The sequence below is a fragment of the Branchiibius sp. NY16-3462-2 genome, assembly GCF_001594145.1.
Taxonomy (GTDB): domain Bacteria; phylum Actinomycetota; class Actinomycetes; order Actinomycetales; family Dermatophilaceae; genus Branchiibius.
In genome coordinates this window covers 182818-205410 of the sequence record NZ_LVCF01000035.1, presented here as the reverse complement: position 1 = coordinate 205410, position 22593 = coordinate 182818, and the positions used below count along the sequence as shown (strand labels likewise).

At 67.3% G+C, this 22593-nt stretch carries 23 protein-coding genes; 6 read left to right on the top strand and 17 right to left on the bottom strand.

Annotated features, from left to right (window positions below):
- The first annotated feature begins 34 nt into the window (after window positions 1-34).
- Window positions 35-2920, top strand: a complete 2886-nt coding sequence (gene cphA / locus AZH51_RS10375) for a cyanophycin synthetase (RefSeq protein ID WP_291523929.1) — start codon at window positions 35-37, stop codon at window positions 2918-2920.
- Here cphA and AZH51_RS10370 read toward each other — a convergent pair.
- From AZH51_RS10370 to fabG, 5 genes are read right to left on the bottom strand one after another with little or no spacing between them, the layout of a single operon-like run.
- Complete coding sequence (locus AZH51_RS10370; RefSeq protein ID WP_291523927.1) at window positions 2898-3728, bottom strand: CPBP family intramembrane glutamic endopeptidase; 831 nt, start codon at window positions 3726-3728, stop codon at window positions 2898-2900. The genes cphA and AZH51_RS10370 overlap by 23 nt on opposite strands.
- 52 nt (window positions 3729-3780) lie before the next feature.
- Window positions 3781-4455, bottom strand: a complete 675-nt coding sequence (locus AZH51_RS10365) for a GAP family protein (RefSeq protein WP_291523925.1) — start codon at window positions 4453-4455, stop codon at window positions 3781-3783.
- 10 nt (window positions 4456-4465) lie between these two features.
- Window positions 4466-6616 carry a tetratricopeptide repeat protein gene (locus AZH51_RS10360; protein ID WP_291523923.1) on the bottom strand — a complete coding sequence of 717 codons (2151 nt, stop codon included), beginning with the start codon at window positions 6614-6616 and terminating at the stop codon, window positions 4466-4468.
- 18 nt (window positions 6617-6634) lie between these two features.
- The gene (gene fabI / locus AZH51_RS10355; protein WP_291523921.1) at window positions 6635-7396 is read right to left on the bottom strand and encodes an enoyl-ACP reductase FabI; all 762 of its coding nucleotides are present in this window, start codon (window positions 7394-7396) and stop codon (window positions 6635-6637) included.
- A gap of 1 nt (window position 7397) precedes the next feature.
- Window positions 7398-8144 carry a 3-oxoacyl-ACP reductase FabG gene (gene fabG, locus AZH51_RS10350; protein WP_291523919.1) on the bottom strand — a complete coding sequence of 249 codons (747 nt, stop codon included), beginning with the start codon at window positions 8142-8144 and terminating at the stop codon, window positions 7398-7400.
- A gap of 66 nt (window positions 8145-8210) precedes the next feature.
- Between fabG and AZH51_RS10345 the strand changes: the two genes are divergently transcribed.
- The gene (locus AZH51_RS10345) at window positions 8211-8501 is read left to right on the top strand and encodes a DUF3099 domain-containing protein (protein WP_291523918.1); all 291 of its coding nucleotides are present in this window, start codon (window positions 8211-8213) and stop codon (window positions 8499-8501) included.
- Window positions 8502-8597: 96 nt separating this feature from the next.
- Window positions 8598-9116 (top strand): DUF732 domain-containing protein, encoded by a 519-nt coding sequence (locus AZH51_RS10340; RefSeq protein WP_291523916.1) that lies wholly within the window; start codon window positions 8598-8600, stop codon window positions 9114-9116.
- Window positions 9117-9134: 18 nt separating this feature from the next.
- Here the strand turns inward: AZH51_RS10340 and moaA are convergent, their stop codons facing one another.
- Window positions 9135-10112, bottom strand: a complete 978-nt coding sequence (gene moaA, locus AZH51_RS10335) for a GTP 3',8-cyclase MoaA (RefSeq protein ID WP_291523914.1) — start codon at window positions 10110-10112, stop codon at window positions 9135-9137.
- Between the two features lie 32 nt (window positions 10113-10144).
- On the opposite strand from moaA, the gene AZH51_RS10330 reads away from it, so the two are divergent.
- The gene (locus tag AZH51_RS10330; protein ID WP_291523912.1) at window positions 10145-10966 is read left to right on the top strand and encodes an SURF1 family protein; all 822 of its coding nucleotides are present in this window, start codon (window positions 10145-10147) and stop codon (window positions 10964-10966) included.
- 6 nt (window positions 10967-10972) lie between these two features.
- On the opposite strand, the gene AZH51_RS10325 is transcribed toward AZH51_RS10330, so the two are convergent.
- Window positions 10973-12571, bottom strand: a complete 1599-nt coding sequence (locus AZH51_RS10325) for an ABC-F family ATP-binding cassette domain-containing protein (RefSeq protein ID WP_291523910.1) — start codon at window positions 12569-12571, stop codon at window positions 10973-10975.
- A gap of 62 nt (window positions 12572-12633) precedes the next feature.
- Between AZH51_RS10325 and AZH51_RS10320 the strand changes: the two genes are divergently transcribed.
- Entirely contained in the window at window positions 12634-13563 is a 930-nt protein-coding gene (locus AZH51_RS10320) for a neutral zinc metallopeptidase (protein ID WP_291523908.1), read from the top strand.
- A 54-nt stretch (window positions 13564-13617) separates the two neighbouring features.
- Here AZH51_RS10320 and AZH51_RS10315 read toward each other — a convergent pair whose 3' ends face one another.
- The 10 genes from AZH51_RS10315 to AZH51_RS10270 form a co-directional block, all read right to left on the bottom strand.
- The gene (locus AZH51_RS10315; protein ID WP_291523906.1) at window positions 13618-13944 is read right to left on the bottom strand and encodes a metal-sulfur cluster assembly factor; all 327 of its coding nucleotides are present in this window, start codon (window positions 13942-13944) and stop codon (window positions 13618-13620) included.
- Complete coding sequence (sufU, locus tag AZH51_RS10310; RefSeq protein ID WP_291523904.1) at window positions 13941-14375, bottom strand: Fe-S cluster assembly sulfur transfer protein SufU; 435 nt, start codon at window positions 14373-14375, stop codon at window positions 13941-13943. The genes AZH51_RS10315 and sufU overlap by 4 nt, the downstream gene beginning before the upstream one ends.
- Window positions 14375-15667 carry an aminotransferase class V-fold PLP-dependent enzyme gene (locus AZH51_RS10305; RefSeq protein ID WP_291524288.1) on the bottom strand — a complete coding sequence of 431 codons (1293 nt, stop codon included), beginning with the start codon at window positions 15665-15667 and terminating at the stop codon, window positions 14375-14377. The genes sufU and AZH51_RS10305 overlap by 1 nt, the downstream gene beginning before the upstream one ends.
- A gap of 26 nt (window positions 15668-15693) precedes the next feature.
- Window positions 15694-16458, bottom strand: a complete 765-nt coding sequence (gene sufC / locus AZH51_RS10300; RefSeq protein WP_291523902.1) for a Fe-S cluster assembly ATPase SufC — start codon at window positions 16456-16458, stop codon at window positions 15694-15696.
- 29 nt (window positions 16459-16487) lie between these two features.
- Window positions 16488-16826: a non-heme iron oxygenase ferredoxin subunit gene (locus AZH51_RS10295; RefSeq protein WP_291523900.1), complete on the bottom strand. Its 339-nt coding sequence runs from the start codon at window positions 16824-16826 to the stop codon at window positions 16488-16490.
- A complete protein-coding gene (gene sufD, locus AZH51_RS10290) occupies window positions 16823-18025 on the bottom strand; it encodes a Fe-S cluster assembly protein SufD (protein WP_291523898.1) in 1203 nt (400 codons plus the stop codon). The genes AZH51_RS10295 and sufD overlap by 4 nt, the downstream gene beginning before the upstream one ends.
- Entirely contained in the window at window positions 18025-19443 is a 1419-nt protein-coding gene (gene sufB, locus AZH51_RS10285; RefSeq protein WP_291523896.1) for a Fe-S cluster assembly protein SufB, read from the bottom strand. The genes sufD and sufB overlap by 1 nt, the downstream gene beginning before the upstream one ends.
- Window positions 19440-20129: a helix-turn-helix domain-containing protein gene (locus tag AZH51_RS10280; RefSeq protein WP_291523894.1), complete on the bottom strand. Its 690-nt coding sequence runs from the start codon at window positions 20127-20129 to the stop codon at window positions 19440-19442. Before AZH51_RS10280 ends, sufB begins: the two co-directional genes overlap by 4 nt.
- Before the next feature lie 62 nt (window positions 20130-20191).
- Complete coding sequence (locus tag AZH51_RS10275) at window positions 20192-21319, bottom strand: glycoside hydrolase family 3 N-terminal domain-containing protein (RefSeq protein WP_291523892.1); 1128 nt, start codon at window positions 21317-21319, stop codon at window positions 20192-20194.
- Window positions 21307-22281, bottom strand: coding sequence for a glycoside hydrolase family 3 N-terminal domain-containing protein (locus AZH51_RS10270; protein WP_291523891.1), 975 nt, complete (start codon window positions 22279-22281; stop codon window positions 21307-21309). Before AZH51_RS10270 ends, AZH51_RS10275 begins: the two co-directional genes overlap by 13 nt.
- 1 nt (window position 22282) lies before the next feature.
- Here AZH51_RS10270 and AZH51_RS10265 point away from each other — a divergent pair, with 1 nt between their 5' ends.
- Complete coding sequence (locus AZH51_RS10265; RefSeq protein ID WP_291523890.1) at window positions 22283-22576, top strand: hypothetical protein; 294 nt, start codon at window positions 22283-22285, stop codon at window positions 22574-22576.
- Window positions 22577-22593 lie beyond the last annotated feature (17 nt).

The following is a 22593-nucleotide window of genomic DNA, read 5'->3' as shown; positions in this document are numbered from 1 at the left end:
GCGAGCCCGAGCCACTGACCTGATCCGGAGGCCCATGTTGTCCCGTCCCGAACGCCCCGAACCCTCCGGTCCGCCGGCCCCCGAACTCACCATCGCCGAACGCCGCGTCTACCGCGGGCCGAACGTGTGGTCCTTCGAGCAGGCCATCCATCTGGTCGTGGATCTCGGTGTGCTGGAGGCCTATCCGACCGACACGCTGCCCGGTTTCACCGACCGACTCCTCGAGGCCCTCCCGGCGCTCGCCGAGCACACCTGCTCGCGCGGCTACCGCGGCGGGTTCGTCGAGCGTCTGCGCGAAGGCACCTGGCTGGGGCACGTCACCGAACACGTCGCCCTGCAGCTGCAGCAGGAGACCGGTCACGACATGCGCCGGGGCAAAACCCGCGCGGTCAAGGGCGTGCCGGGCCGCTACAACATCGTGTTCGGGTACGTCGATGAGCGGGTCGGGCTCGCGGCCGGCGAGCTGGCCGTTCGGCTGGTGAACGACCTCGTGCAGCACGATCCGGAGTTCGACTGGGCCACCGAGCGTGAGAGCTTCCTTCGCCTGGCGGCTCGTACGGCCTTCGGCCCGTCGACCGCCGCCATCCTGGAGGAGGCGGTCAGCCGGGACATCCCGTGGACCCGGTTGAACCAGTACTCCCTTGTCCAACTGGGCCAGGGCGTGCACCAACAGCGGATCCGGGCCACGATGACCTCCCAGACCTCGGCCCTGGCGGTCGACATCGCGGGTGACAAGAACCTCACCACGACTCTGCTCGGGTCGGCCGGACTGCCGGTGCCGAAGGCGGAGACCGTGCGATCGGAGGATGGCGCCGTCCGGGCCGCTCGCTGGATCGGCTACCCCGTGGTGGTCAAGCCGCTGGACGGCAACCACGGTCGGGGGGTCTGCCTCAACCTGCGCTCCGAGGAAGAGGTCCGCGAGGCGTTCCGGGTCGCCGAAGCGGAGTCGCGACGAGGCGTGGTCCAGGTTGAATCCTTCATCACCGGAAAGGATTACCGCTGCCTGATCATCGACGGGCACATGGCCGCCATCGCCGAGCGGGTGCCTGCCCACGTGATGGGCGACGGTGAGCATTCGGTCACCGAACTGGTCGAGATCACCAACGCCGATCCTCGCCGGGGTGTCGGACACGAGAAGGTACTGACCCGCATCCGGGTCGACGATGCCGCGGTCGAACTGGTTGCCGACCAGGGCTACGCCATGACCGATATCCCGCAGAAGGGCGAGATGGTCAAACTGGCGCTGACCGGCAACATGTCCACCGGAGGGATCTCCGTGGACCGCACCTTCGATGCGCACCCGGACAACGTCGAGATCGCCGAAGAGGCAGCCCGCGTCATCGGTCTGGACGTTGCTGGGATCGACTTCATCTGCCCGGACATCACGGCACCGGTGCGGGAGACCGGGGGCGCGATCTGTGAGGTGAACGCCGCTCCGGGTTTCCGGATGCACACCCACCCCACGGTCGGCGAACCGCAGTTCATCGCCAAACCCGTCGTGGACCTGCTGTTCCCACCGGGCAGTCCGTCGCGGGTGCCGATCGTTGCCGTCACGGGCACCAACGGCAAGACCACGACCTCGCGGATGCTCGCGCACATCATGAAGGGCATGGGTCGCAAGGTCGGGATGACCTCCACCGACGGCATCGTGATCGACGAGCGGCTGCTCATCAAGGCCGACGCCTCGGGTCCGCGCTCGGCACGCATGGTGCTGCAGAACCCGCGGGTCGACTTCGCCGTCCTGGAGGTCGCCCGTGGCGGCATCCTGCGCGAAGGGTTGGGCTACGACCGCAACGACATCGCGGTGGTCACCAATATCGCCGCCGACCATCTCGGTACCCGTGGGATCGAGACTCTCCAGGATCTGGCGAACGTGAAATCCGTTGTGGTTGAAGCGGTTCCGCGTGATGGCTTCGCCGTCCTGAACGCGGATGACGACCTGGTCCGGGCTATGCGGCGCCGCTGTAGCGGCACGGTCGTGTGGTTCTCGATGGAGCCGCCCGGCAGTCGCATCAGGGAGTTCGTCGATGAGCGATGTCGGCGGGGAGCCCGGGCCGTCGTACTCGAACCCTCGGACCGCGGCGAGATGATCGTCCTGAAACAGGGGCGCCGGTCGATGCCGCTGGCCTGGACGCATCTGTTGCCGTCCACTTTCGGCGGCGCCGCTCGGATGAACGTTGCGAACGCGCTGGCCGCGGCCGGCGCGGCCTTCGCCGCCGGGGCACCGTTACACGACATCCGCCAGGGTCTGCGGACCTTCACCACGTCGTACTACCTGTCCCCCGGCCGGCTCAACAAGGCCGAGATCAACGGCGCCGACGTCTTCGTCGATTACTGCCACAACCCGCCGGGCATGCGGGAGTTGGGCGAGTTCGTCGAACGCTACGCCGAGCAGAAGGAACGCTCGGTCGAGCACCCGGTCACCCGGATCGGGATGATCGGTGCGCCGGGTGATCGCCGAGACGCGGACATCATGGAGCTCGGAACGATCGCTGCCCAGCACTTCGACGTCCTGGTACTACGAGAGGACGAGAACCTTCGCCGGCGCGAAAAAGGTGTCTCCGCAGAGCTTCTCGCCGAGGGCGTCGAAGCTGCTATCGCCGACGGCGCCCGCTGCCAGACCGTCGTGACGGTGCTCGACGAGCTGGAAGCCACGCGCGACGCCATGAGCCGGGCCCGGCCCGGCGACCTGGTCGTCCTATGCGTCGACCAGCACGCCAAGGTCGTCGCCGAGTTGGAGGACTACACCAACCAGGCCGGCGCAGGATCCCGCACCACCGAGTGGCAGCCGGGCGACCCCGACCTCGACCCACGCGAGTTGTCCGACCGTGCCGCGCAGCAATCGGCCCAGGACGAAGTCGACCTGCGCAAGGCGCTGGAGGAGTCGGAAACGTCTCCTACGCCACCTGCGCCGTCGTGACCTTGTTCTTGCTTTTCCACACGACAAACATGATGACGATCGAAAACACCGTAATTATCGCGCCGACGTAGTTTTCAAGGTTGCCTGACACGACCTGTGAAACGAAGACGACGTCGAGGAGGCCGTGGAAGAGAGCGACCGGGAGAATACTTCCGCGTGAATTGTTGAACAGCCAACTCAGAATCACTGAACCGGTTACCAGCGACGTGAGCCAGCCGACGCTACCCGCGACGCCCATGGTCATCATGTTCTCGTTGTAGAAGAACGCCGGTATGTGCCACAGCGCCCACGGCACGGTGATTGCCACGGCGGCGATCAACGGGTTGAGTTTGTCCTGCAGCCGCGGAAGGGCAAAACCGCGCCATCCTGTTTCTTCGCCAAACCCGAAACACAGAACCTGAATCAGTGCGAATCCCAGGAACGTCACACCGGGGTGGGAATCGGAGGAGCCCAGCTGCGACAAGTCGACCCACCGGCTCGTCGCGAGGCCGGAAACGACCACGGCGGCGACGAAGAACGCGAACGGCAGGAGAGCGCCGACCAGCACCCAGCGGTACGGGGCGCCCCGGCCGACCTGTCGCAGGAACAGGCGCCGGACACCACCATGACCATAGAGCAGGTAAGTGAGGACAAACGCCGCGAACATCGGCCCCGTGCCGCCGACATAATGAAGCCAGCGCAGCGAACTGTGCGGATCACCACTTCGCTGGACATCGATCAGCAGCGGTAGCCACGCTAACCAGGTAAATGCAAACGTCAGACAAAAGAATGCTTCGAGCGGATACGTACGCAGCAGGCGTTTTGCCATACTGACAGTTTACGCCGCCGTTCTCACGGCGCAGCGGTGCGTGTAGGGGTCCTCAACCGAGAATACCGAGCCCCTTACCGAGGAAGAAGCTGCCGAAGAAGAGCAGCGTCGTCAGGGTGATGGGCAGGATGTTTGCCTCGAGCCACTCCCGGAATTCGGCGAGGGGTCCGTTGAGCCGGTTGCCGCCGATCATGGTCACGACCAGCAGCGCGATCACACCCCCGGTGGCCATGACCCCGAAGAGAATGACCGCCAGGACTGACTGAGCACGATCAAGGCCAGCCGCGCCCAATAGTGCTCCGGAGCCCAGGGCCAGGGGCCAGTTCTTGATGACCACGAAGCCCTGAGTGACGCCCATGGCGTACGCCCCACCGACGCCGATGGTGTTGAGGCGATCCAACAGCTTGTGCTCGGGGCCCTTCTCGCCGTCCTGCCCCCTCTTGTGCCACGTCAGGTAGGCCAGCACGAAGAACAGCAACCCGAAGGAGAGGCTGACGATATCGACCCCCTTGGACGCCTGGACCGGGTCATCCTCCTCCGCGCGGTCGACCAGCACCATCGCGATGGTGGCCAGGATCACGATCGCGGTGAACCAGCCGGCACCGAAGAGCGCAGCCTTCGGTGCGCCCCGGTCACCCAGCAGGAGAATGAGGCCGGTGATCAGCGCGATGGGGCTCAGCGTGAGGCCGACTGCCAGGGGCAGGGTGTCACCCAGAGCACTCCACATATCGCGCTCCCTACTGGATCGCCTCGGTGAACCGGTGCAATGACGACGGGTAGCGCGCCGCGTCCGGATCGGTCGACCCGGACAGCGCCGTCCGGAGGACATCCCGCAACGCGTCAGCGTCGCGTGACAGGTCATGCAAGGTGAAAGCCCGGAAGGCTTGCACGACAAGGCTGTTCGGGCGCTCCTGGGCCAGCGCGTCCAGGATAGCCAACGATTCGTCCAACCGTCCCAGATGTCGCAAAGTGCTGGCTTTCTGGATCATCGCGCGGTGCCGGAACGGCTCGCTCAGCCCGCCTTCGATCGCCAGGTCGTAATGCCGCAGGGCTTCCTGCTCCAGACCGGCACTGTCGAACGTCCCGGCGTACTCGTACCGCAGCCGGGCGTCGTCCGGGTGCTCGGCCACGAGGGCCGCCGCCCGTTCGATGCGCAGCCGGTCGTCCTCGATCGTCCACAGTTGGTCGATCGCGGTGTCCAGTTCGTGGCGCCCGGCAGCGGTCAGGACCTTGCGGCGGATGCTGGCGGCGTCGTCCTCCTGTCCACCCTCCTCGATCAGCCACTCGTGCAGGGCCGCCCGGTCCTCGTGGGTCATCAACGCGACGACGTCCCCGGGCCTTGATCGCTCGACAAGCATTGCCAGAGCGGACGGTTCGTCATCGCACAGACCGATCGGCACCACTCCTGCACGCGCGAGTCCCTCACGCATCAGGCCCATCATCTCGTCCTTGTTGCGGTCGCGCAGATAGTGCTCCTTGTGCACCAGCAACACATGATCGGCGGCCAGACCGGCCTGCTCGCCCAGGTTCACCAGGATCTCGTCGGTGCGGTCCCCTCCGGTCCCGAGGCCCAACCACAACTCGGCCCCCGGTGGCCGCAGTCCGGAGGCGACAGTCAGCAACGCAGCGAGCCCAGCTTCGTTGTGCGCCATGTCGAGGACCACGGTGGCCGCACGCAACGAGTAGATGTTCATCCGTCCCGGGTTGTGCGCGACGTCCGGCGCGAACGTACGCAATCCCTCGACCACAGCGTCGCGCGAAAGCCCGGCCGCCAGAGCCGCAGCCGCCCCCGCCAGCGCATTGGCGACGTTCTGCTCCGACAGGCCGGAGAAAGTGATGGGGACGTCGAGAACGCTGACCAACCGTTCGAGTTCGCCGTGTTCGTCGATGGTGACGATGTCACCGTCGAGCACCGTGATGCCGCGGCCGCGCACCGCCTGGGCCTCGCGCAGGGCCGGCGAGTCAGGATTCAAACTGAAGCACCACGGCGGCGCGGGAGCCGTAGCCCGCATCGCCCAGACCCGCGGGTCGTCCCCGTTCAGCACGACCCACCCGGACGTGACCTTGGTGACGATCGCCTTGACCTCGGCCAACTGGTCAAGGGTGTCCACCCCCTGCATCCCGAGGTGATCGGCACTGACGTTGGTCACCACGCTGACGTCGTTCGTCGCTATGCCCAAACCCTTGAAAAGCATTCCACCACGGGCGGTTTCGAGGACAGCCAACTCGACCCCCGGTGCCGTCAGCACCGTGCGCGCACCCGCCGGTCCTGAGTAGTCGCCGTTGACGACCACCTCGCCCTGCACCAGTACGCCATCGGTGGAACTCCACCCGGTCCGTAGACCAGCGGTCATCGCCAGGTGCGCGATCAGCCGCGTCGTGGTCGTCTTGCCGTTCGTCCCCGTGACGGACACCGTCGGTACCTGCGGCGTGATCGGCTCGAGGGTTTCATCGGCCGGCGCGGTGCGCACAGTGGACGCTGCCTGCGTCCAGACGCCGGGATCCAGCCGGTCCTCGATAGCAGCATCCAGCACCGCACCCAATGCTGCGCCGACTGCGTGCGCGCGACCGCGGCTGCGCACCGGGCACGCGAGCACCACCTCCTGGGGCTGCTCGCCCGGGCGCACCCGGATACCCAGCCGCGTGATCCCCGCCTCCCGGGAGATGCGCCGCACGACCGGCGGCAGCAGGCTCATCAAGGCACGCTGCCGGGCAGCGCTGTCCGGCGCCCCGACGACCGATCGACGTACGCCGAGATTGCTCGACAGGACCAGGAAGCGAGCAGGCGGGCACGAGAGCAATTCCGGCAGGTCAAGCGTGAGTTTGGCTGCGGGGCGTGGGAAGTAGAGGTTCGGCCCCTCCAGGACCCGCACCGCGACTCGCGTCATGGGGGTAAGCCTATGCAGCTACTGCCCCATCGCGTGCACACCGCCGTCAACGTGCACGATCTCCCCGGTGGTAGCCGGGAACCAGTCGGACAGCAGCGCCACGCACGCCCGCGCGGCGGGCTCCGGATCGCGCACGTCCCATCCGAGGGGAGCCCGCGTGGACCAGGTGTCCTCGAACTGCTCGAACCCGGGGATGGACTTGGCCGCAGTGGTCCGGATCGGGCCGGCGGCGACCAGGTTGCACCGCACGCCACGTGGACCGAGGTCCCGGGCCAGGTAGCGGTTCGTCGACTCGAAGGCGGCCTTCGCGACGCCCATCCAGTCGTACACCGGCCACGCGAACTTCGCATCGAACGTCAACCCCACGATTGACGAACCCTGTTGCAGCAGAGGCAGAGTCGCTACCGAAAGCGCCTTCAGGGAGTACGCCGACGCGTGCAGCGCGGTGGCGACGTCCTCCCAGGCACCGCCGAGGAAGTCGAAGGCACCCGGCGGCGCGAAGCCGATCGAATGCAGGACGCCGTCCAGACCGTCCATGTGCTCACCCAGCCGCTCGGCCAACGAGTCGAGGTCGTCCTGGGACGTGACGTCCAGTTCCAGGACCGGGGGTGTCTGCGGGAGCCGCTTGGCGATGGTCTGGGTGATCTTCATCGTGCGGCCGAAGGAGGTGAGCACGACCTGCGCACCCTCCTCCTGGGCCAACCGGGCGACGTGGAAAGCGATCGAGGAGTCCATCAGGACCCCGGTGATCAACAGGCGTTTGCCATCCAGCAGGCCCATCTCAGTGCCCCATTCCCAGTCCGCCGTCCACGGGCAGGACGGCTCCGCTGATGTACGCCGCGTCGTCACTGGCCAGGAACCTGACCGCCCGCGCGACGTCCTTGGTGCCACCGAACCGGCCGGCCGGGATCGCGGCCAGGTAGGCGTCCTGCTGCGCCTGCGGCAGCGCCGCCGTCATGTCGGTGTCGATGAAACCGGGAGCCACGACGTTCGCGGTGATCCCCCGGCCGCCCAACTCGCGCGTGATCGACCGGGCCAACCCGATCAGACCCGCCTTGGAGGCGGCGTAGTTCGCCTGCCCCGGCGAACCGTAGAGCGCCACCACGCTGGAGATGAAGATCAACCGGCCGAAGCGGCGCTGGATCATGCTCTTGCTGGCGCGGCGGGCGACCCGGAAGGTCCCGGCCAGATTCGTGTCGAGCACGCGGTCGAAGTCGTCGTCGCTCATGCGCATCAACAGGGTGTCGGCGGTGATACCCGCGTTGGCGACCACGACCTCGATCGGTCCCCCGCACCACTGCTCGGCCTCGGTGAACGCCGCGTCCACAGAGGCACCGTCGGTGACGTCGGCCGTCACGGCGTACGCACCGTCCGGACCGTCCCCGCTGCGCGAGGTGACGACCACCTTGTGCCCCTGCTCGACGAACGCGGCGGCGATGGCGTAACCGATCCCGCGATTACCGCCGGTCACCAATACATTGCGGGCATTCGGTTGGACTACGTTGCTCTCGACCTCGACCTGGCTCACCCGCGCGACGTTAGTGCACTACTGAGGGGTAGTCCCCATCGGCGGCGCGGCGCCTATCCTAGGCGGGTGAGTGACAAGCCCAGCGTGCCGTCGGCAACGAATCTGCCGGCGTCGCCGAAGGGCGACCAATCCATCCGGATGCGCAACTACACCATCTCGATGACGATCCGAACGCTGTGCTTCGTGCTGGCGATCTTCACACACGGCTGGATCCGGTGGGTGTTCGCCATCGCCGCGATTCTGTTGCCGTACATCGCCGTCGTCATGGCGAACGCCACCAACCAGCGACGCGTCGACGTCCGCGGGTCGGTGCGCCCACGGCGACCCGATCAGCAGCTGCACTCCGGCCGCCCCTGAGCCTCATCGCCGCGTCCTGCTGTCGGGAACTTTCCCGGTTACGGCGTAGCCGGGATGAACTGGCCGTGCGGGCCATTCAATGCCACGATCAGAGGTATGTCCAAGAACCTCCTGATCACCGCTGCCTCCACCGTCGCGGCCGCGGCAGTGCTCACCGCGTGCGGATCCACCGTCACCGTCAATCCCACCGCCAGCGCCCCGGCCACGACCACCACTAGCACCACGACGTCCGAGACGCCCAGCGAGACCACCACCAGCGAGACCACCACCAGCGAAACGCCCAGCGAGACCACCACGTCGGAGACCACGACCTCCGAGGCGCCGACCACCACCAGCACCGCGCCGAGCCCGAGCACCAGCATCGACGAGATCCACAAGCAGGCCTTCCTGAAGGTCGTGAAGCAGCGCTTCCCCACCATGACCGATGCAGCGGCACTGGCCGAGGGTCAGTACGTCTGCGGCCAGATGGGTCAGGACAAGAACATCCTGACGGTGATCGGCGACCTCCGGGAGAAGCACCCGGACTGGAGCCTCACCAACGCCGGCTATTTCCTCGGGGTGTCCATCGGCGCGCTGTGCCCGCAGTACACCTCCAAGGTGACCGCCGGCGCCTGAGGCGCCGCAGCGGCGGCATCAGCCGCCGATACTGGACATCGGCCGGTCGGGTTGCACGAAATCCGGGCGGCCGATGCCATGCCCCCGGGCCTTGCGCCACATGGTCGCGCGGATGATGTCCACCAGGTCACCGTCGCTGGCGCCGGCCCGCAGCGGGTCGCGCAGATTGTCCTCGTCCCGCGCGAAGAGACAGTTGCGCACCTGCCCGTCCGCCGTCAGCCGCACCCGGTCGCACGATCCGCAGAACGGCGCGGTGACGCTGGCGATGATGCCCACCGTGGCCGGTCCGCCGTCGACCGTGAACCGCTCGGCCGGAGCACTGCCCCGTTCCTCGACGGGTGCCAACTCGAACGCCGCGCCGAGCGTGGTCAGCAATTCATCCCTGGTCAGCATCGTGGCCCGGTCCCACGTGTGGCCCGCGTCCAGCGGCATCTGTTCGATGAACCGCAGGTTGTACCCGCGGTCCAAGCACCAGGAGAGCAGCCGCACCGGATCCTCACCATCGCGCGTGGCCACCGCGTTGACCTTGACCGGGAGCAGACCAGCGTCCGCTGCCGCCTTGAGTCCGCGCTCGACGTCGTGGAACCTGTCCCGGCGGGTCAACCGGGCGTAGATCTGCGGGTCCACCGCGTCCAACGACACGTTCACCCGGTCGAGACCGGCCTGTGCCAGTGGTGCGGCCAACCGGTCCAGACCGATCCCGTTGGTGGTCAGCGACAACTCGGGGCGGGGCGCCAACCCGGCCAATCGGCGTACGACGCCCGGCAGGCCCCGGCGCAACAGCGGCTCGCCGCCGGTCAACCGGACCGAGGTCACGCCCTCGGCGACGAACAGGCCCACGACGCGCACCAACTCGTCGTCGGTCAGGTGTTCGCTGCGCGGCAGCCAGTTCAGCCCCTCTTCGGGCATGCAATAGGTGCAGCGCAGATTGCAGCGGTCGGTGAGCGACACGCGCAGGTCGGTCCCCACCCGACCGAACTGGTCGGTCAACGTCATGGGCCCCACCCTATGCCGAGTAACGTCAGGGGGTGCTCGCCAAACTGACCGAACGGCGGTGGCTGACCTGGTTGTTGGTCGCCACCGTCTGGGCCGTCGGCTGCTTCTTCCTCGGGTTGTGGCAGTGGCACCGCTTCAGCGACAAGCACACCGCCCAGGAACAACTGCATGTCAACTACGACGCCACCCCGGTGCCACTCGCCGACGCCGTCGGCAGTGGACGCAATTGGCTGAGGGTCACGATGACCGGCACCTACGTCGCCGACCAGCAGGTTCTGGCCCGTAACCGGCCCAACGACGGCGACTACGGCTACGAGGTTCTTGTCCCGCTACGACTCACCGCACCGGCCGACGGTGCGAGTACCGTGATCGTGGATCGCGGGTGGGTGCCCAACGGCAAGACGGCGTCGGCACCCGACTCGGTTCCCGCCGTACCCTCCGGTCAGGTCACCGTGGTCGGCTGGTTGCGGCCGTTCGAACCCAACCTGACCAAACCTCCGGTCCCGGGGCAGGTCGCGTCGATCTATCTGCCGGACATCGTGGCGGCGGCGGGACTGAGCCCCACCGACGTGGTCAGCAGCAATTTCGTGCTCATGCAATCGGAACGTACGGCGAGTGGCGCCTCCCCGGCGCGCCCCGCCTCGCTGCCCGAGCCGGACCCGGGCTCCTACGCGGGGATCAACCTGTCCTACGCGATCCAGTGGTGGATCGGGATGGTGGCGGGCTATGCGTTCGTCATCATGCGGGCCCGACGGGAACTGCGCGACGAACGCGCCGGCACCCCACGAGGCGGCGCGGCTCCACGACCGGCCAAACCCAAGAAGGTGCGGATCTGGGACGAGGAAGACGCCTGACCGCGCTCAGGCCAACGCCACGAGATCGGCGTAGTCGGGACCCCACAGGTCCTCGACGCCGTCGGGCAGCAGCAACACGCGGTCCGGTTCGAGAGCGTGCACCGCACCCTCGTCGTGCGTCACCAACACCACGGCTCCTTCGAAGGCGTGCAGCGCACCCAGGATCTCCTCCCGGGAGGCCGGGTCCAGGTTGTTGGTCGGTTCGTCCAGGAGAAGCACGTTGGCCGACGAGACCACCAGCAGCGCCAGCGACAACCGGGTCTTCTCACCACCGGAGAGCACCCCGGCCGGTTTGTCGACGTCATCGCCGCTGAACAGGAACGAGCCGAGCACCTTGCGGGTCTCGGTCTCGCCGAGCTCCGGCGCGGCGGACTTCATGTTGTCCAGCACGGTGCGATCCATGTCCAGGTTCTCGTGCTCCTGGGCGTAGTAACCCAGCCGCAGACCGTGCCCGTGCTCGACGACGCCGGTGTCCGGCGGATCGATCCCGGCCAGAATTCGTAGCAGCGTGGTCTTGCCGGCGCCGTTCAGACCCAGGACCACGACCCGGGATCCGCGGTCGATGGCCAGGTCGACGTCGGTGAAGATTTCCAGCGAGCCGTAGGACCGGGACAGTCCATCGGCCATCAGCGGCGTCTTCCCGCACGGTGCTGGCTTGGGGAACCGCAGTTTGGCGACGCGGTCGCTCTGCCGCTCCCCCTCGACCGAGCTCAGCAGCCGTTCGGCGCGCCGCGCCATGTTCTGGGCGGCGGTGGCCTTGGTGGCCTTGGCCCGCATCTTGTCGGCCTGGGCCAGCAGCGTGGCGGCCTTCTTCTGTGCGTTCTGCAACTCGCGTTTGCGTCGGCGCTCGTCGGTCTCGCGCTGTTGCAGGTAGGTCTTCCACCCCACGTTGTACTGGTCGATGACAGCCCGGTTGGCGTCGAGGTGGAAGACCCGGTTGACGACCTTCTCCAACAGGTCGACGTCGTGGCTGATGATGATCAGGCCGCCGGAATAGCTGGCCAGGTGGTCGCGCAGCCACACGATGGAGTCGGCGTCCAGGTGGTTGGTGGGTTCGTCCAGCAACAGCGTCTCGGCACCGGAGAACAGGATCCGGGCCAGTTCCACCCGGCGGCGCTGACCACCGGACAGCGTCGACAGGGGTTGCTCGAGGATGCGCTCAGGCAACCCCAGACTGGAGGCGATAGCGGCGGCCTCGGACTGCGCGGCGTACCCTCCGGCGGCTTCGAACTCGGCCTCGCGGCGCGCGTAGCGGCGCATCGCCCGCTCGGCAACGGCGGGATCGTCATCGCCCATCTGGGCCGCCGAGGTCGCCAGATCGCGCACGATCACGTCGAGCGAGCGGGCGGCCAGGATGCGATCGCGGGCCAGAACCGACAGGTCGCCGGTGCGCGGGTCCTGCGGGAGGTAGCCGACCTCGCCACTGGAGGTAACCGAGCCGGCGGCGGGCTGGCTCTGCCCGGCAAGGACCTTGGTCAGTGTCGTCTTTCCGGCGCCGTTGCGCCCGACCAGGCCGATGCGGTCACCGGCCGCTACCCGGAAGCTCGCATCGGACAGAAGGAGTCGGGAACCGGCCCGCAGTTCGATGTCGGCGGCTACGATCACGTGGAGCGACTCTAGTCGCGTGCCCGCTTGCACCCCCAATCGTTAACGGTGATGATCAGCGCATGACGTTCAATGACAACGTCGGACTCGACACCTCCCAGGTGCAGTCCGGTGGATCAGGTGGGGGCTACGGCGGCGGCGGGGCCCGCCGCGGTGGCATCGCAGTGGGCGGTATCGGCGGCATCATCATCATGATCCTGACCGCGATCTTCGGTGGGAACCTGTTGGGCTCCAGCGGGACCTCGAACGCGCTGGACAACACCAGTGAGGTGTCGTCGAACTCCGGCGCGATCACCGACCAGTTCAGTGAGTGCAAGACCGGTGCCGACGCCAACAGCAACGACACCTGCCGGGTCATCGCGACCGTCAACAGTGTCCAGAACTTCTGGTCGGGCTACTTGCCGAAGTACGGCCAGAACTACACCCCGGCCTCTACGGTCATCTACTCCGGCCGGACCCAGTCCGGTTGCGGCACTGCGACCGCCGATATGGGCCCGTTCTACTGCCCGCTGGACCAGAAGGTCTACGTGGACGTCTCCTTCTACCAGGAGCTCAGCAGCAAGTACGGAGCGGACACCGGGGCCCTGGCCAAGGAGTACGTGATCGCCCACGAGTACGGCCACCACATCCAGAACATCCTGGGTGTCCTGGGTGCCTCGCAGCAGGACCCGCAGGGTGCCAACAGCGCCTCGGTGCGCACCGAGTTGCAGGCCGACTGCTACGCGGGCCTGTGGGTGCGCTACGCCTCGCAGACGACGGACTCCCAGGGCAATGTGTTCATCCCGGACATCACCGACACGGACATCAAGTCGGCCCTGTCCGCCGCGGCAGCGGTCGGCGATGACCACATCCAGGCCCAGGCCACCGGCCGGGTCCGGCCCGACACCTTCACGCACGGCACGTCAGCGCAGCGGCAGAAGTGGTTCTACACCGGTTATTCGACCGGCGACCTGAACCGCTGTGACACGTTCAACGCGGCGTCGCTGGGCTGATCAGCATTTAGTGCTGGGGCCCTCGGGTGTTGAAGCCCGCGGGTGTTGAAGTCCTCAGATGTTGAAACCGAGGGCGCGCAGCATCTCGCGGCCGTCGTCGGTGATCTTGTCCGGTCCCCACGGCGGCATCCAGACCCAGTTGATCCGGTGGCTGGCCACCAGGCCTTCCAGCGCGGCGGCCGTCTGGTCCTCGATGACGTCGGTCAACGGGCAGGCGGCGCTGGTCAGGGTCATGTCGAGGACGGCGTTGGCCTCACCGTCGACGGTGACGCCGTAGACCAGGCCGAGATCGACCACGTTGATCCCGAGTTCGGGGTCGACGACGTCGCGCATCGCTTCCTCGACGTCGGCGACGTTGACGGGGTTGGCTGTCTCGGTCATGCGGTTTCCTCCTGGGTACGGCTGAGCGCGTCGAGATAGGCCGACCACGCCAGCAGTGCGCATTTCACCCGCGCGGGGTACTTGGCGACGCCGGCGAATGCGACACCGTCGCCGATGAGTTCCTCATCGCCGGGGTCCTGTCCCCGCGAGGTCAGCATCGCCTTCATGGCTTCGTAGGTGGCCAGGCTCTCGGTGATCGAGTGGCCGATGACTTCTTCGGCGAGCACCGACGCGGACGCCACGGAAATGGAGCAGCCCATCGAGTCGTAGGACACGTCCTTGACCGTGTCACCATCGACGTCGACCCGCAGGGTGATCTCGTCACCGCACGTGGTGTTGATGTGGTGCACCTGGGCGTCGAACGGCTCCCGCAGGCCCGCGTGTTGCGGGTGCTTGTAGTGATCCAGGATCACTTCCTGGTAGAGATCCATCACACGTCCAATCCGAAGATCACCGGCACCCGGTTGAGCGCCTCGACGAAGGCGTCGATCTCCTCGAACGTGGTGTACGGCGCGAAGCTGGCTCGCGTGGAGGCCGGCACCTTGAGCGCGCGGTGCAGCGGCCAGGCGCAATGGTGCCCGGTGCGTACGGCGACCCCCGCGTCATCGAGGATCTGTCCCACATCGTGGGGGTGAACTCCATCGATCGTGAACGCGACTGCGCCACAACGGATCTGCGGATCGGTGGGTCCGAGGATTCGCACCCAGGGCCGCTCGGCGAGCCGGTCGAGGGTGTAGGCGACCAACGCCCGGTCGTGAGCGGCGACGTTGTCCATCCCGAGGCGCGCCAGGTAGTCGGCGGCGACACCGAGGCCGACGGCCTGGGCGGCCATCGGAACGCCGGCTTCGAAGCGCTGGGGTGGCGCGGCGTACGTCGACTTCTCCATGGTGACCAGCTCGATCATCGAGCCACCGGTCAGGAACGGCGGCAACGCGGCCAGCAGCTCCGGCCGTCCCCACAGCACACCGATCCCCGACGGTCCGAGCATCTTGTGCCCGGAGAACGCGAGGAAGTCGACGCCCAGGTCGGTCACGTCGACCGGCAGGTGCGGCACGGACTGGCACGCGTCCAGGACAGTGAGTGCTCCGACGGCCTGCGCCCGGGCCACCAACTCCGCGACCGGGTTGATCGTGCCCACGACGTTCGAGACGTGGGTGAAGGCCAGCAGTTTGGTGCGCTCGCCGATCGGTGCGTTGTCGAGGTCGAGGGTGCCGTCGGGCAGCACCGGGATCCACCGCAGGGTCGCTCCGGTGCGTCGGCAGAACTCCTGCCACGGAACGAGATTGGCGTGGTGCTCCATCTCGGTGATGCAGACTTCGTCGCCGGGACCGATGCGCAACCGGTCCGCGATCGCCGGGTCCACACCGTCCAGGGCCCCGGGGGCCAGCGCGTTGGACAGGCCGTAGGCGACCAGGTTCAGCGACTCGGTGGCGTTCTTGGTGAAGACCACGTCATCCGGTGCGGCGCCGATGAAGGCGGCGACACGTGCCCGAGCGGTTTCGAACTCGTCGGTCGCTTCCTCGGCGAGTTGGTGCGCGCCGCGGTGCACTGCGGCGTTGTGCTGCTCGTAGAAGTCGCGCTCGGCGTCGATGACCGCCCGCGGCTTCTGCGAGGTCGCGCCGGAATCGAGGTACACCAACGGTTTTCCGTCCCGCACGGTGCGGGACAAGATCGGGAAGTCGGCCCGGATCGTGTCCAGGTCCAGCGCGGTGGTGTCCGGGATCGCCACGCCGGTGTCGGCGTGCGTCGTCACGAAGCGGTCGCCTCCTGCAGGTAACGGTCGTAGCCCTCGTTCTCGAGGCGCTCGGCCAGTTCGGGGCCGCCTTCCTCGGCGACCTTGCCGTCGACGAAGACGTGCACGAAGTCCGGCTTGATGTAGCGCAGGATCCGCGTGTAGTGGGTGATCAGCAGAACGCCCAGGTCGCTGGTCTCCTTGGCGCGGTTGACACCCTCAGAAACGATCCGCAGCGCGTCGACGTCCAGGCCGGAGTCGGTCTCGTCCAGGATCGCGATCTTGGGCTGCAGCAACTCCAGCTGCAGGATCTCGTGGCGCTTCTTCTCGCCACCGGAGAAGCCCTCGTTGACGTTGCGCTCGGCGAAGGAGGAGTCCATCCGCAGGTTCTCCATGGCGCCCTTGACGTCCTTGACCCAGGTGCGCAGCTTCGGGGCTTCGCCGTCGATCGCGGTCTTGGCAGTGCGCAGGAAGTTGCTCACGGTGACGCCCGGGACCTCGACGGGGTACTGCATGGCCAGGAATAGACCGGCGCGGGCGCGCTCGTCGACGGACATCGCGAGGACGTCCTCGCCGTCGAGGGTCACGCTGCCCTGGGTGACGGTGTACTTCGGGTGACCGGCGACGCTGTAGGCCAGCGTGGACTTGCCCGAACCGTTCGGGCCCATGATCGCGTGGGTCTCGCCAGAAGACACCGTCAGGTCGACCCCCTTGAGGATCTCCTTGGTGCCCTGTTCGGTCTCGACGGTGACGTGCAGGTCACGGATTTCAAGCGTGGACATTGGTTCTTTCCTTTGGCAGTAAAGCGGGTTCAGGCGGTGACGCCGTTAACGGAGGCGGTGGCGTCGACCAGCACGTCACCCTCCTCGACCTTCACGGCGTAGACGGCGATGGGTTCGGTGGCCGGCAGGCTGGTGGGCTCGCCGGTGTTCAGATCGAAGGCGGAGCCGTGCAGCCAGCACTCGATGGTGCAGCCGTCGACCTCGCCTTCGGACAGTGAGACGTTCGCGTGCGAGCAGGTGTCGTCCACGGCGTGCACGTGATCGTTCTCGTCACGCACGATCGCCACCGGCCGGCCGTCTATCTCGGCCAGGGCCGGAGTGTTGCGGGCCAGCTCGGCCAGCGCACAGACCCGGACGAAGTCGCTCATGCCGAAGCCTCTGAAACACCGGCCTCGGAACCGGCGGCAAGCTCGCGGTCGATCGCCTCCATCAGCGGGTCGACGACCTCCGGGATACCGATCTTGGCGACGATGTCGGCGAAGAAGCCGCGCACGACCAGCCGGCGCGCAGCATCCTCGGGGATGCCACGGGCCTGCAGGTAGAACAACTGCTCATCGTCGAACCGGCCGGTCGACGACGCGTGGCCGGCACCCTCGATCTCACCGGTCTCGATCTCCAGGTTCGGCACCGAGTCGGCGCGCGCCCCATCGGTCAGCACGAGGTTGCGGTTGAGCTCGTAGGTCTCGATGCCCTCGGCCGCGGTACGGATCAGCACATCGCCGACCCACACCGTGTGGGCCGAATCCCCTTGCAGCGCACCTTTGTACGTCACCAGGGACTTACAACGCGGAGCGTTGTGATCCACGAAAGACCGGTGCTCCAGATGCTGACCGGCATCGGCGAAGTAGACACCCAGCAGGGTCGCGTCACCGCCCGGGCCGTCGTACGTCACGTTGGTGTTGATCCGCACGATCGCACCACCCAGGGTGACCGCGATGTGCCGGTACGTCGCGTCGCGGCGTACGACCGCGTCGTACTGCCCGAGGTGGATGGCCGCATCGTCCCACTCCGCGGTGGTGACCAGCGTCAGGTTGGCGCCGTCCTGGACGTCGACGGTGAGGACTTCGCTGTAGTCGGCGATCCCGTGGTGGCTCAGGACCACGGTGGCGTGGGCGTGCTTGCCGACCCGCACCAGCAGGTGGCCGTGCACGGTCTTGCGCTCCATGCCGGTCAGGTCGATGCGGACCGGCTCGGTCAGCTCGGCTTCCGGGGCGATATCCAGCACGGCGACCCCACCGGAGTGGGCGGCCGCCACGGCGGCGGCGCGGTCGGCCGGGATGGCCAGGCCGAGGTCGCGCCACTCCTGGACCGAGATGGTGCTCAGGGTCGCGCCCGCGGGCAGCTCCTCGCGCCAGTCCAGGTGCTCGCCGGTGGCTTCATCGCGGAACAACGGACCCAACCGGTCAACCGGGGTGAAGCGCCACTCCTCTTCGCGCCCGTTGGGGATCGGGAAGTCGGCAACGTCGAAGGACGTGCGGCGCTCGGCGCGCGACTGGTCGGGGATGACCCCGGCCGACACCTGGGCGGACGGGTCGACGTGACTCTTTTCGGGCGTCAGCAACGACATCAGCCGACGGCTCCTTCCATCTGCAGTTCGATGAGGCGGTTGAGCTCGAGGGCGTATTCCATCGGCAACTCGCGAGCGATCGGCTCGACGAAGCCGCGCACGATCATCGCCATCGCCTCGGTCTCGGTCAGACCGCGCGACTGCAGATAGAACATCTGGTCCTCGCTCACCTTGGACACGGTGGCCTCGTGACCCATCTGCACGTCGTCCTCGCGGACGTCGACATAGGGGTAGGTGTCGCTGCGGCTGATCTGGTCGACCAGCAGCGCGTCACAGACCACCGAGGACTTGGAGTTGCTGGCGCCGGGCAGGACCTGCACCAGACCGCGGTACGACGTGCGGCCGCCGCCGCGGGCCACCGACTTGGACACGATCGTCGAGCTGGTGTTGGGCGCGGCGTGCACCATCTTGGAACCGGCGTCCTGGTGCTGACCCTCGCCGGCGAAGGCGATGGACAGCGTCTCGCCCTTGGCGTGCTCGCCCAGCAGGAAGACGGCCGGGTACTTCATGGTCACCTTGGAACCGATATTGCCGTCGATCCACTCCATGGTGGCGCCGGCCTCGCAGGTCGCACGCTTGGTCACCAGGTTGTAGACGTTGTTCGACCAGTTCTGGATCGTCGTGTACCGCACCCGGGCGTTCTTCTTCACGATGATCTCGACCACCGCGGAGTGCAGCGAGTCGGACTGGTAGATCGGCGCGGTGCAACCCTCCACGTAGTGCACGTAGGAGTCCTCGTCGGCGATGATCAGCGTCCGCTCGAACTGACCCATGTTCTCGGTGTTGATCCGGAAGTACGCCTGCAGCGGGATGTCGACGTGGACACCCTTGGGCACGTAGATGAACGAACCGCCAGACCACACAGCGGTGTTCAGCGAGGCGAACTTGTTGTCGCCGGCCGGGATCACGGAGCCGAAGTACTCCTTGAAGAGGTCCTCGTGCTCACGCAGACCGGTGTCGGTGTCGACGAAGATGACGCCCTTCTCCTCCAGGTCCTCACGGATCTGGTGGTAGACGACCTCGGACTCATACTGCGCGGCCACACCGGCGACCAGGCGCTGCTTCTCCGCCTCGGGGATACCGAGCTTGTCGTAGGTGTTCTTGATGTCCTCGGGCAGTTCGTCCCAGGTGGTCGCCTGCTTCTCGGTGGACTTCACGAAGTACTTGATGTTCTGGAAGTCGATCCCGGTCAGGTCGCTCCCCCAGGACGGCATCGGCTTCTTGTCGAAGAGGGACAGCGCCTTGAGCCGGAGTTTGGTCATCCATTCCGGCTCACTCTTACGCCCGGAGATGTCGCGCACGACGTCCTCTGACAGCCCTCGACGGGCGCTGGCGCCGGCGGTGTCTGAGTCGGCCCAGCCGTACTCATACCGTCCGATGCCCTCCAAGCCGGGGTTGAGCTCTTCGATCGTGCTCATGATTCGTCCCTTCGGGTGGTGGATTGCGGGTGCTGACCGATGCCTGGCTGGGCAGGGGTCGGCACGAAGGTCGTGCACACGTGATCACCGTGTGCCAACGAAGCCAGTCTCTGTACGTGAACACCGAGCGCCTGCGAGAACATTTCCGTCTCGGCCTCACACAGTGCTGGGAACTGCTCGGCGACGTGCTGCACCGGGCAGTGCCCCTGGCACAACTGCACGCCAGCCCCCAACGGGCGGGTCGACGTTGCGAAACCACGGGCGTTCAGGGCTGTCGCCAACGCTTCGGTGCGCTCGGCGACGGTGCCTTCGGCGGGTAGCTCCAGACCCTCGGCGATCACCGACGCACGACGCCGTGCGTAGGCCTGTACCGCTTCGTCGCCACCCTGCTCGGCCAGGAAGGCCAACAGGTCGGCGGCCAGGTCGTCGTAGTCCGAGCGCAGCCGCGAGTGCCCCGCGTCGGTGACGACGTAGGCCCGGGCCGGGCGGCCGCGGCGCCGCTCACCGTGCTGGTCACGCTGGGCGTCGCGTTCGGACAACTGACCCTCGGCGACCAGGGCATCCAGATGCCGGCGGATCGCCGTGGGAGTCACCTCGAGACGCTCAGCGAGTTCGACGGCCGTGATCGGGCCCTGCTCGGAGACGGTACGAAGCACCCGCTGGCGGGTACCCGTCTCGATATTCACAACACGAGTGTTACCTAATTATCGACGGCACTTCTAGGCAGGTCAGCCTTACCTGGCATCGTTCACTTCCGACAGCCGAGCAGGCCCCAGGCCTGTTTGACCCCCAGGTTCTTCGTCGCTGCGGCCCGCACCTTGGCCCGGAACCCCGCATCGGTGCCGGCCCGCCGGTACACCGCCTGCCACATCGCCGGGAGCACGGCGGGCGCGGCGGACACCAGCACCATGGTGTCCCCTGCATCGATGGCCTTCGTCGCGCGTACTCCGGGCGCGAAGACCGCGGGCGCTTTCGCGGCGCTGAGATCGTCGGTGATGATCGGACCGGAGAATCGCAAAGTACCCCGCAACCAGGCGATGATCCGGCTGGAGAAGACCGCCAGGTTGCTGTTGTCGATGCGGCTGTAGCGCGCCGAGGACATCATCACGAAAGGTGCGCCCGCGCGGAGCGCCGCGACGAACGAGTTGATGTACGGCGAAGCGGTCGTCGTGCTCCGGTCGACCACGTTGGCAGTGGTGTCGGTGTTCGCCGACACCAGGCCCAGTCCGGGGAAATGCTTGACCGACACCGCAACGCCCGCTCGCACCTGACCCCTGGTGAAGGCCACGGCCCCCTTCGTGGTCGCGTACGACGTGTGACCAAACTCGCGCTGGAAAGTCCCGATCGGCGGGTTGCGGCGGCCGATCGGCACGGTGTCGGCGACCGGGGCGAGGTTCATGTTCAGTCCGGCCATCCGTAACTGCCCCGCCCAGCGCGCCGCCCTGGCCTGGATGGTCGCGGCCGACCAGCCACCCTGGACCAGCGCGGTCGGCATCCGGTCGAACCCGCTGCCCTGCAGCACCTGGACGTAGCCACCCTCCTGGTCGGTGGCAATGAACATCCGGACGCCGCCCGTCCCGCTGCCGGTCAGGGACTGCACCGAACGGTTGACCGCGCCCACGGAGGCGACAGTCGCGTGGGAACGCCCGGTGAGCATGATGTTGCCCACGTGATAGGTGCCTACCTGCCGGCGCAGGGTCGCACTGACCGATCCGACCGGGTTTCCGACCATGAACACCTGACCGACCTGCTGGGGCAGGGACATTCGGGCCACCACAGCGGCCGCGCTGCACGTGCTCGCCTGTGCCGCCGGCGACACCGTAACCAGCGGCGCGGCGAGCGCCAGCACTCCCGCAGTCGCCATCAGCTTGTGCATGTCACCAGTCCCATCTGTTTTTTGACCGTGATGACCCGGGTCGCGGCCTGGGTGAGCCGCGCCCGGAACTCCTGGTCGGACGCCGCGCGATCGCGGACCGCCTGCCACATCGTCGGCAGCACCTGGGGTGCAGCCGATAACAAGAGCAGATCGTCACCGGCCGCCAGAGCGGTGACCGCCCGCTGGCCGGCGGGCAGGATCTGGGGTGCCTTGGCGCCGCTGAGATCGTCAGTGATCACCGCACCGGAGAACCCGAGACCCGAACGCAGCCAGGACAGGATCACCGGTGAGAAGACCGCGAGGTGGTCCGGGTCGATCTTCTGGTACGTCGCGGAAGCGACCATCACGAACGGCACCCCTGCGTCGATCACCTGCCGGAACGCACCGACGGACGGTGAATCCTTGCCGGTCGCTGTGTCGACGACCGACGCGGAGAAGTCGGTGTTGCTGGTGACGGACCCCAGCCCGGGGAAGTGTTTGACGCTCAGCGCAATTCCTTGTGCCAGTTGGCCTTTGGCGAAGGCGGCAGCGCCCGCACCGGCCGTTTGCGGCGTGTGCCCGAACTCCCGGTCGAGGTCGCCGACCGGTGGGTTGTGCGCGCCGGCCGCCGGCGTATCGGCCACGGGCGCCAGGTTCATATTCACCCCGGCCGCTGTGAGTTGCCGGGCCCAGCGTCCCGCGCGCTCCACGAGGGTCGTGCCGCGCCAGCCGCCCTGCACCAGCGCGGTCGGCATGCGATCGAAGCCCGGGCCTTTGAGCACCTGGACGTTGCCGCCCTCCTGATCGGTGGCGATCAACGGGCGCACACCGGACACGGTGGTCAGCTGCCGCAGACCAGCGGTGAGGTCGGCGATCTGGCCAGCGGGCGCCGTACTGCGACCGGTCAACATCACGTTGCCCACGTGATGACGGGACGCCCACCCCGACAGCAACGAGCTCACGCCCTTAGCGGGATTGCCCACCATGAACACCTGCCCCACCTGCTGGTCCAGGCTGAGCCGGGCCACCACCTGCGCCGCAGTGCAGGGCCCGGACGTCGAGGTGGTGCCCGACGAGGGGGCTGAGGATGGCGAGCTACTCGCCGAGGAGGTGGGACTCGACGGGGTCGTGGTCGACGTGCCCGTGGCCGGGGCGGTGGGAATCGATGTCGAGGTGGGTGCCGGCGGCGCCGTCGTCGGCGAACTGCACGCGGAGAGGCCCAGCACCACCCCGGCAATGGTCGCCGTCCGTACGCGCCGGTTCACCCACCGACCCTAACCGAGGCACCCGCGCCG

Excerpts from the sequence above, each read along its gene's own strand:
- AZH51_RS10365 (WP_291523925.1), bottom strand. The coding sequence starts at position 4,455 with ATGTGGAGTGCTCTGGGTGACACCCTGCCCCTGGCAGTCGGCCTCACG.
- AZH51_RS10340 (WP_291523916.1), top strand. The coding sequence starts at position 8,598 with ATGTCCAAGAACCTCCTGATCACCGCTGCCTCCACCGTCGCGGCCGCG.
- moaA (WP_291523914.1), bottom strand. The coding sequence starts at position 10,112 with ATGACGTTGACCGACCAGTTCGGTCGGGTGGGGACCGACCTGCGCGTG.
- AZH51_RS10315 (WP_291523906.1), bottom strand. The coding sequence starts at position 13,944 with ATGACCGAGACAGCCAACCCCGTCAACGTCGCCGACGTCGAGGAAGCG.
- fabI (WP_291523921.1), bottom strand. The coding sequence starts at position 7,396 with ATGGGCCTGCTGGATGGCAAACGCCTGTTGATCACCGGGGTCCTGATG.
- AZH51_RS10265 (WP_291523890.1), top strand. The coding sequence starts at position 22,283 with ATGAACACCTGCCCCACCTGCTGGTCCAGGCTGAGCCGGGCCACCACC.
- sufC (WP_291523902.1), bottom strand. The coding sequence starts at position 16,458 with ATGTCCACGCTTGAAATCCGTGACCTGCACGTCACCGTCGAGACCGAA.
- sufD (WP_291523898.1), bottom strand. The coding sequence starts at position 18,025 with ATGTCGTTGCTGACGCCCGAAAAGAGTCACGTCGACCCGTCCGCCCAG.
- sufB (WP_291523896.1), bottom strand. The coding sequence starts at position 19,443 with ATGAGCACGATCGAAGAGCTCAACCCCGGCTTGGAGGGCATCGGACGG.
- AZH51_RS10275 (WP_291523892.1), bottom strand. The coding sequence starts at position 21,319 with ATGCACAAGCTGATGGCGACTGCGGGAGTGCTGGCGCTCGCCGCGCCG.
- cphA (WP_291523929.1), top strand. The coding sequence starts at position 35 with ATGTTGTCCCGTCCCGAACGCCCCGAACCCTCCGGTCCGCCGGCCCCC.
- sufU (WP_291523904.1), bottom strand. The coding sequence starts at position 14,375 with ATGGATCTCTACCAGGAAGTGATCCTGGATCACTACAAGCACCCGCAA.
- AZH51_RS10320 (WP_291523908.1), top strand. The coding sequence starts at position 12,634 with ATGACGTTCAATGACAACGTCGGACTCGACACCTCCCAGGTGCAGTCC.
- AZH51_RS10295 (WP_291523900.1), bottom strand. The coding sequence starts at position 16,826 with ATGAGCGACTTCGTCCGGGTCTGTGCGCTGGCCGAGCTGGCCCGCAAC.
- AZH51_RS10370 (WP_291523927.1), bottom strand. The coding sequence starts at position 3,728 with ATGGCAAAACGCCTGCTGCGTACGTATCCGCTCGAAGCATTCTTTTGT.
- AZH51_RS10360 (WP_291523923.1), bottom strand. The coding sequence starts at position 6,616 with ATGACGCGAGTCGCGGTGCGGGTCCTGGAGGGGCCGAACCTCTACTTC.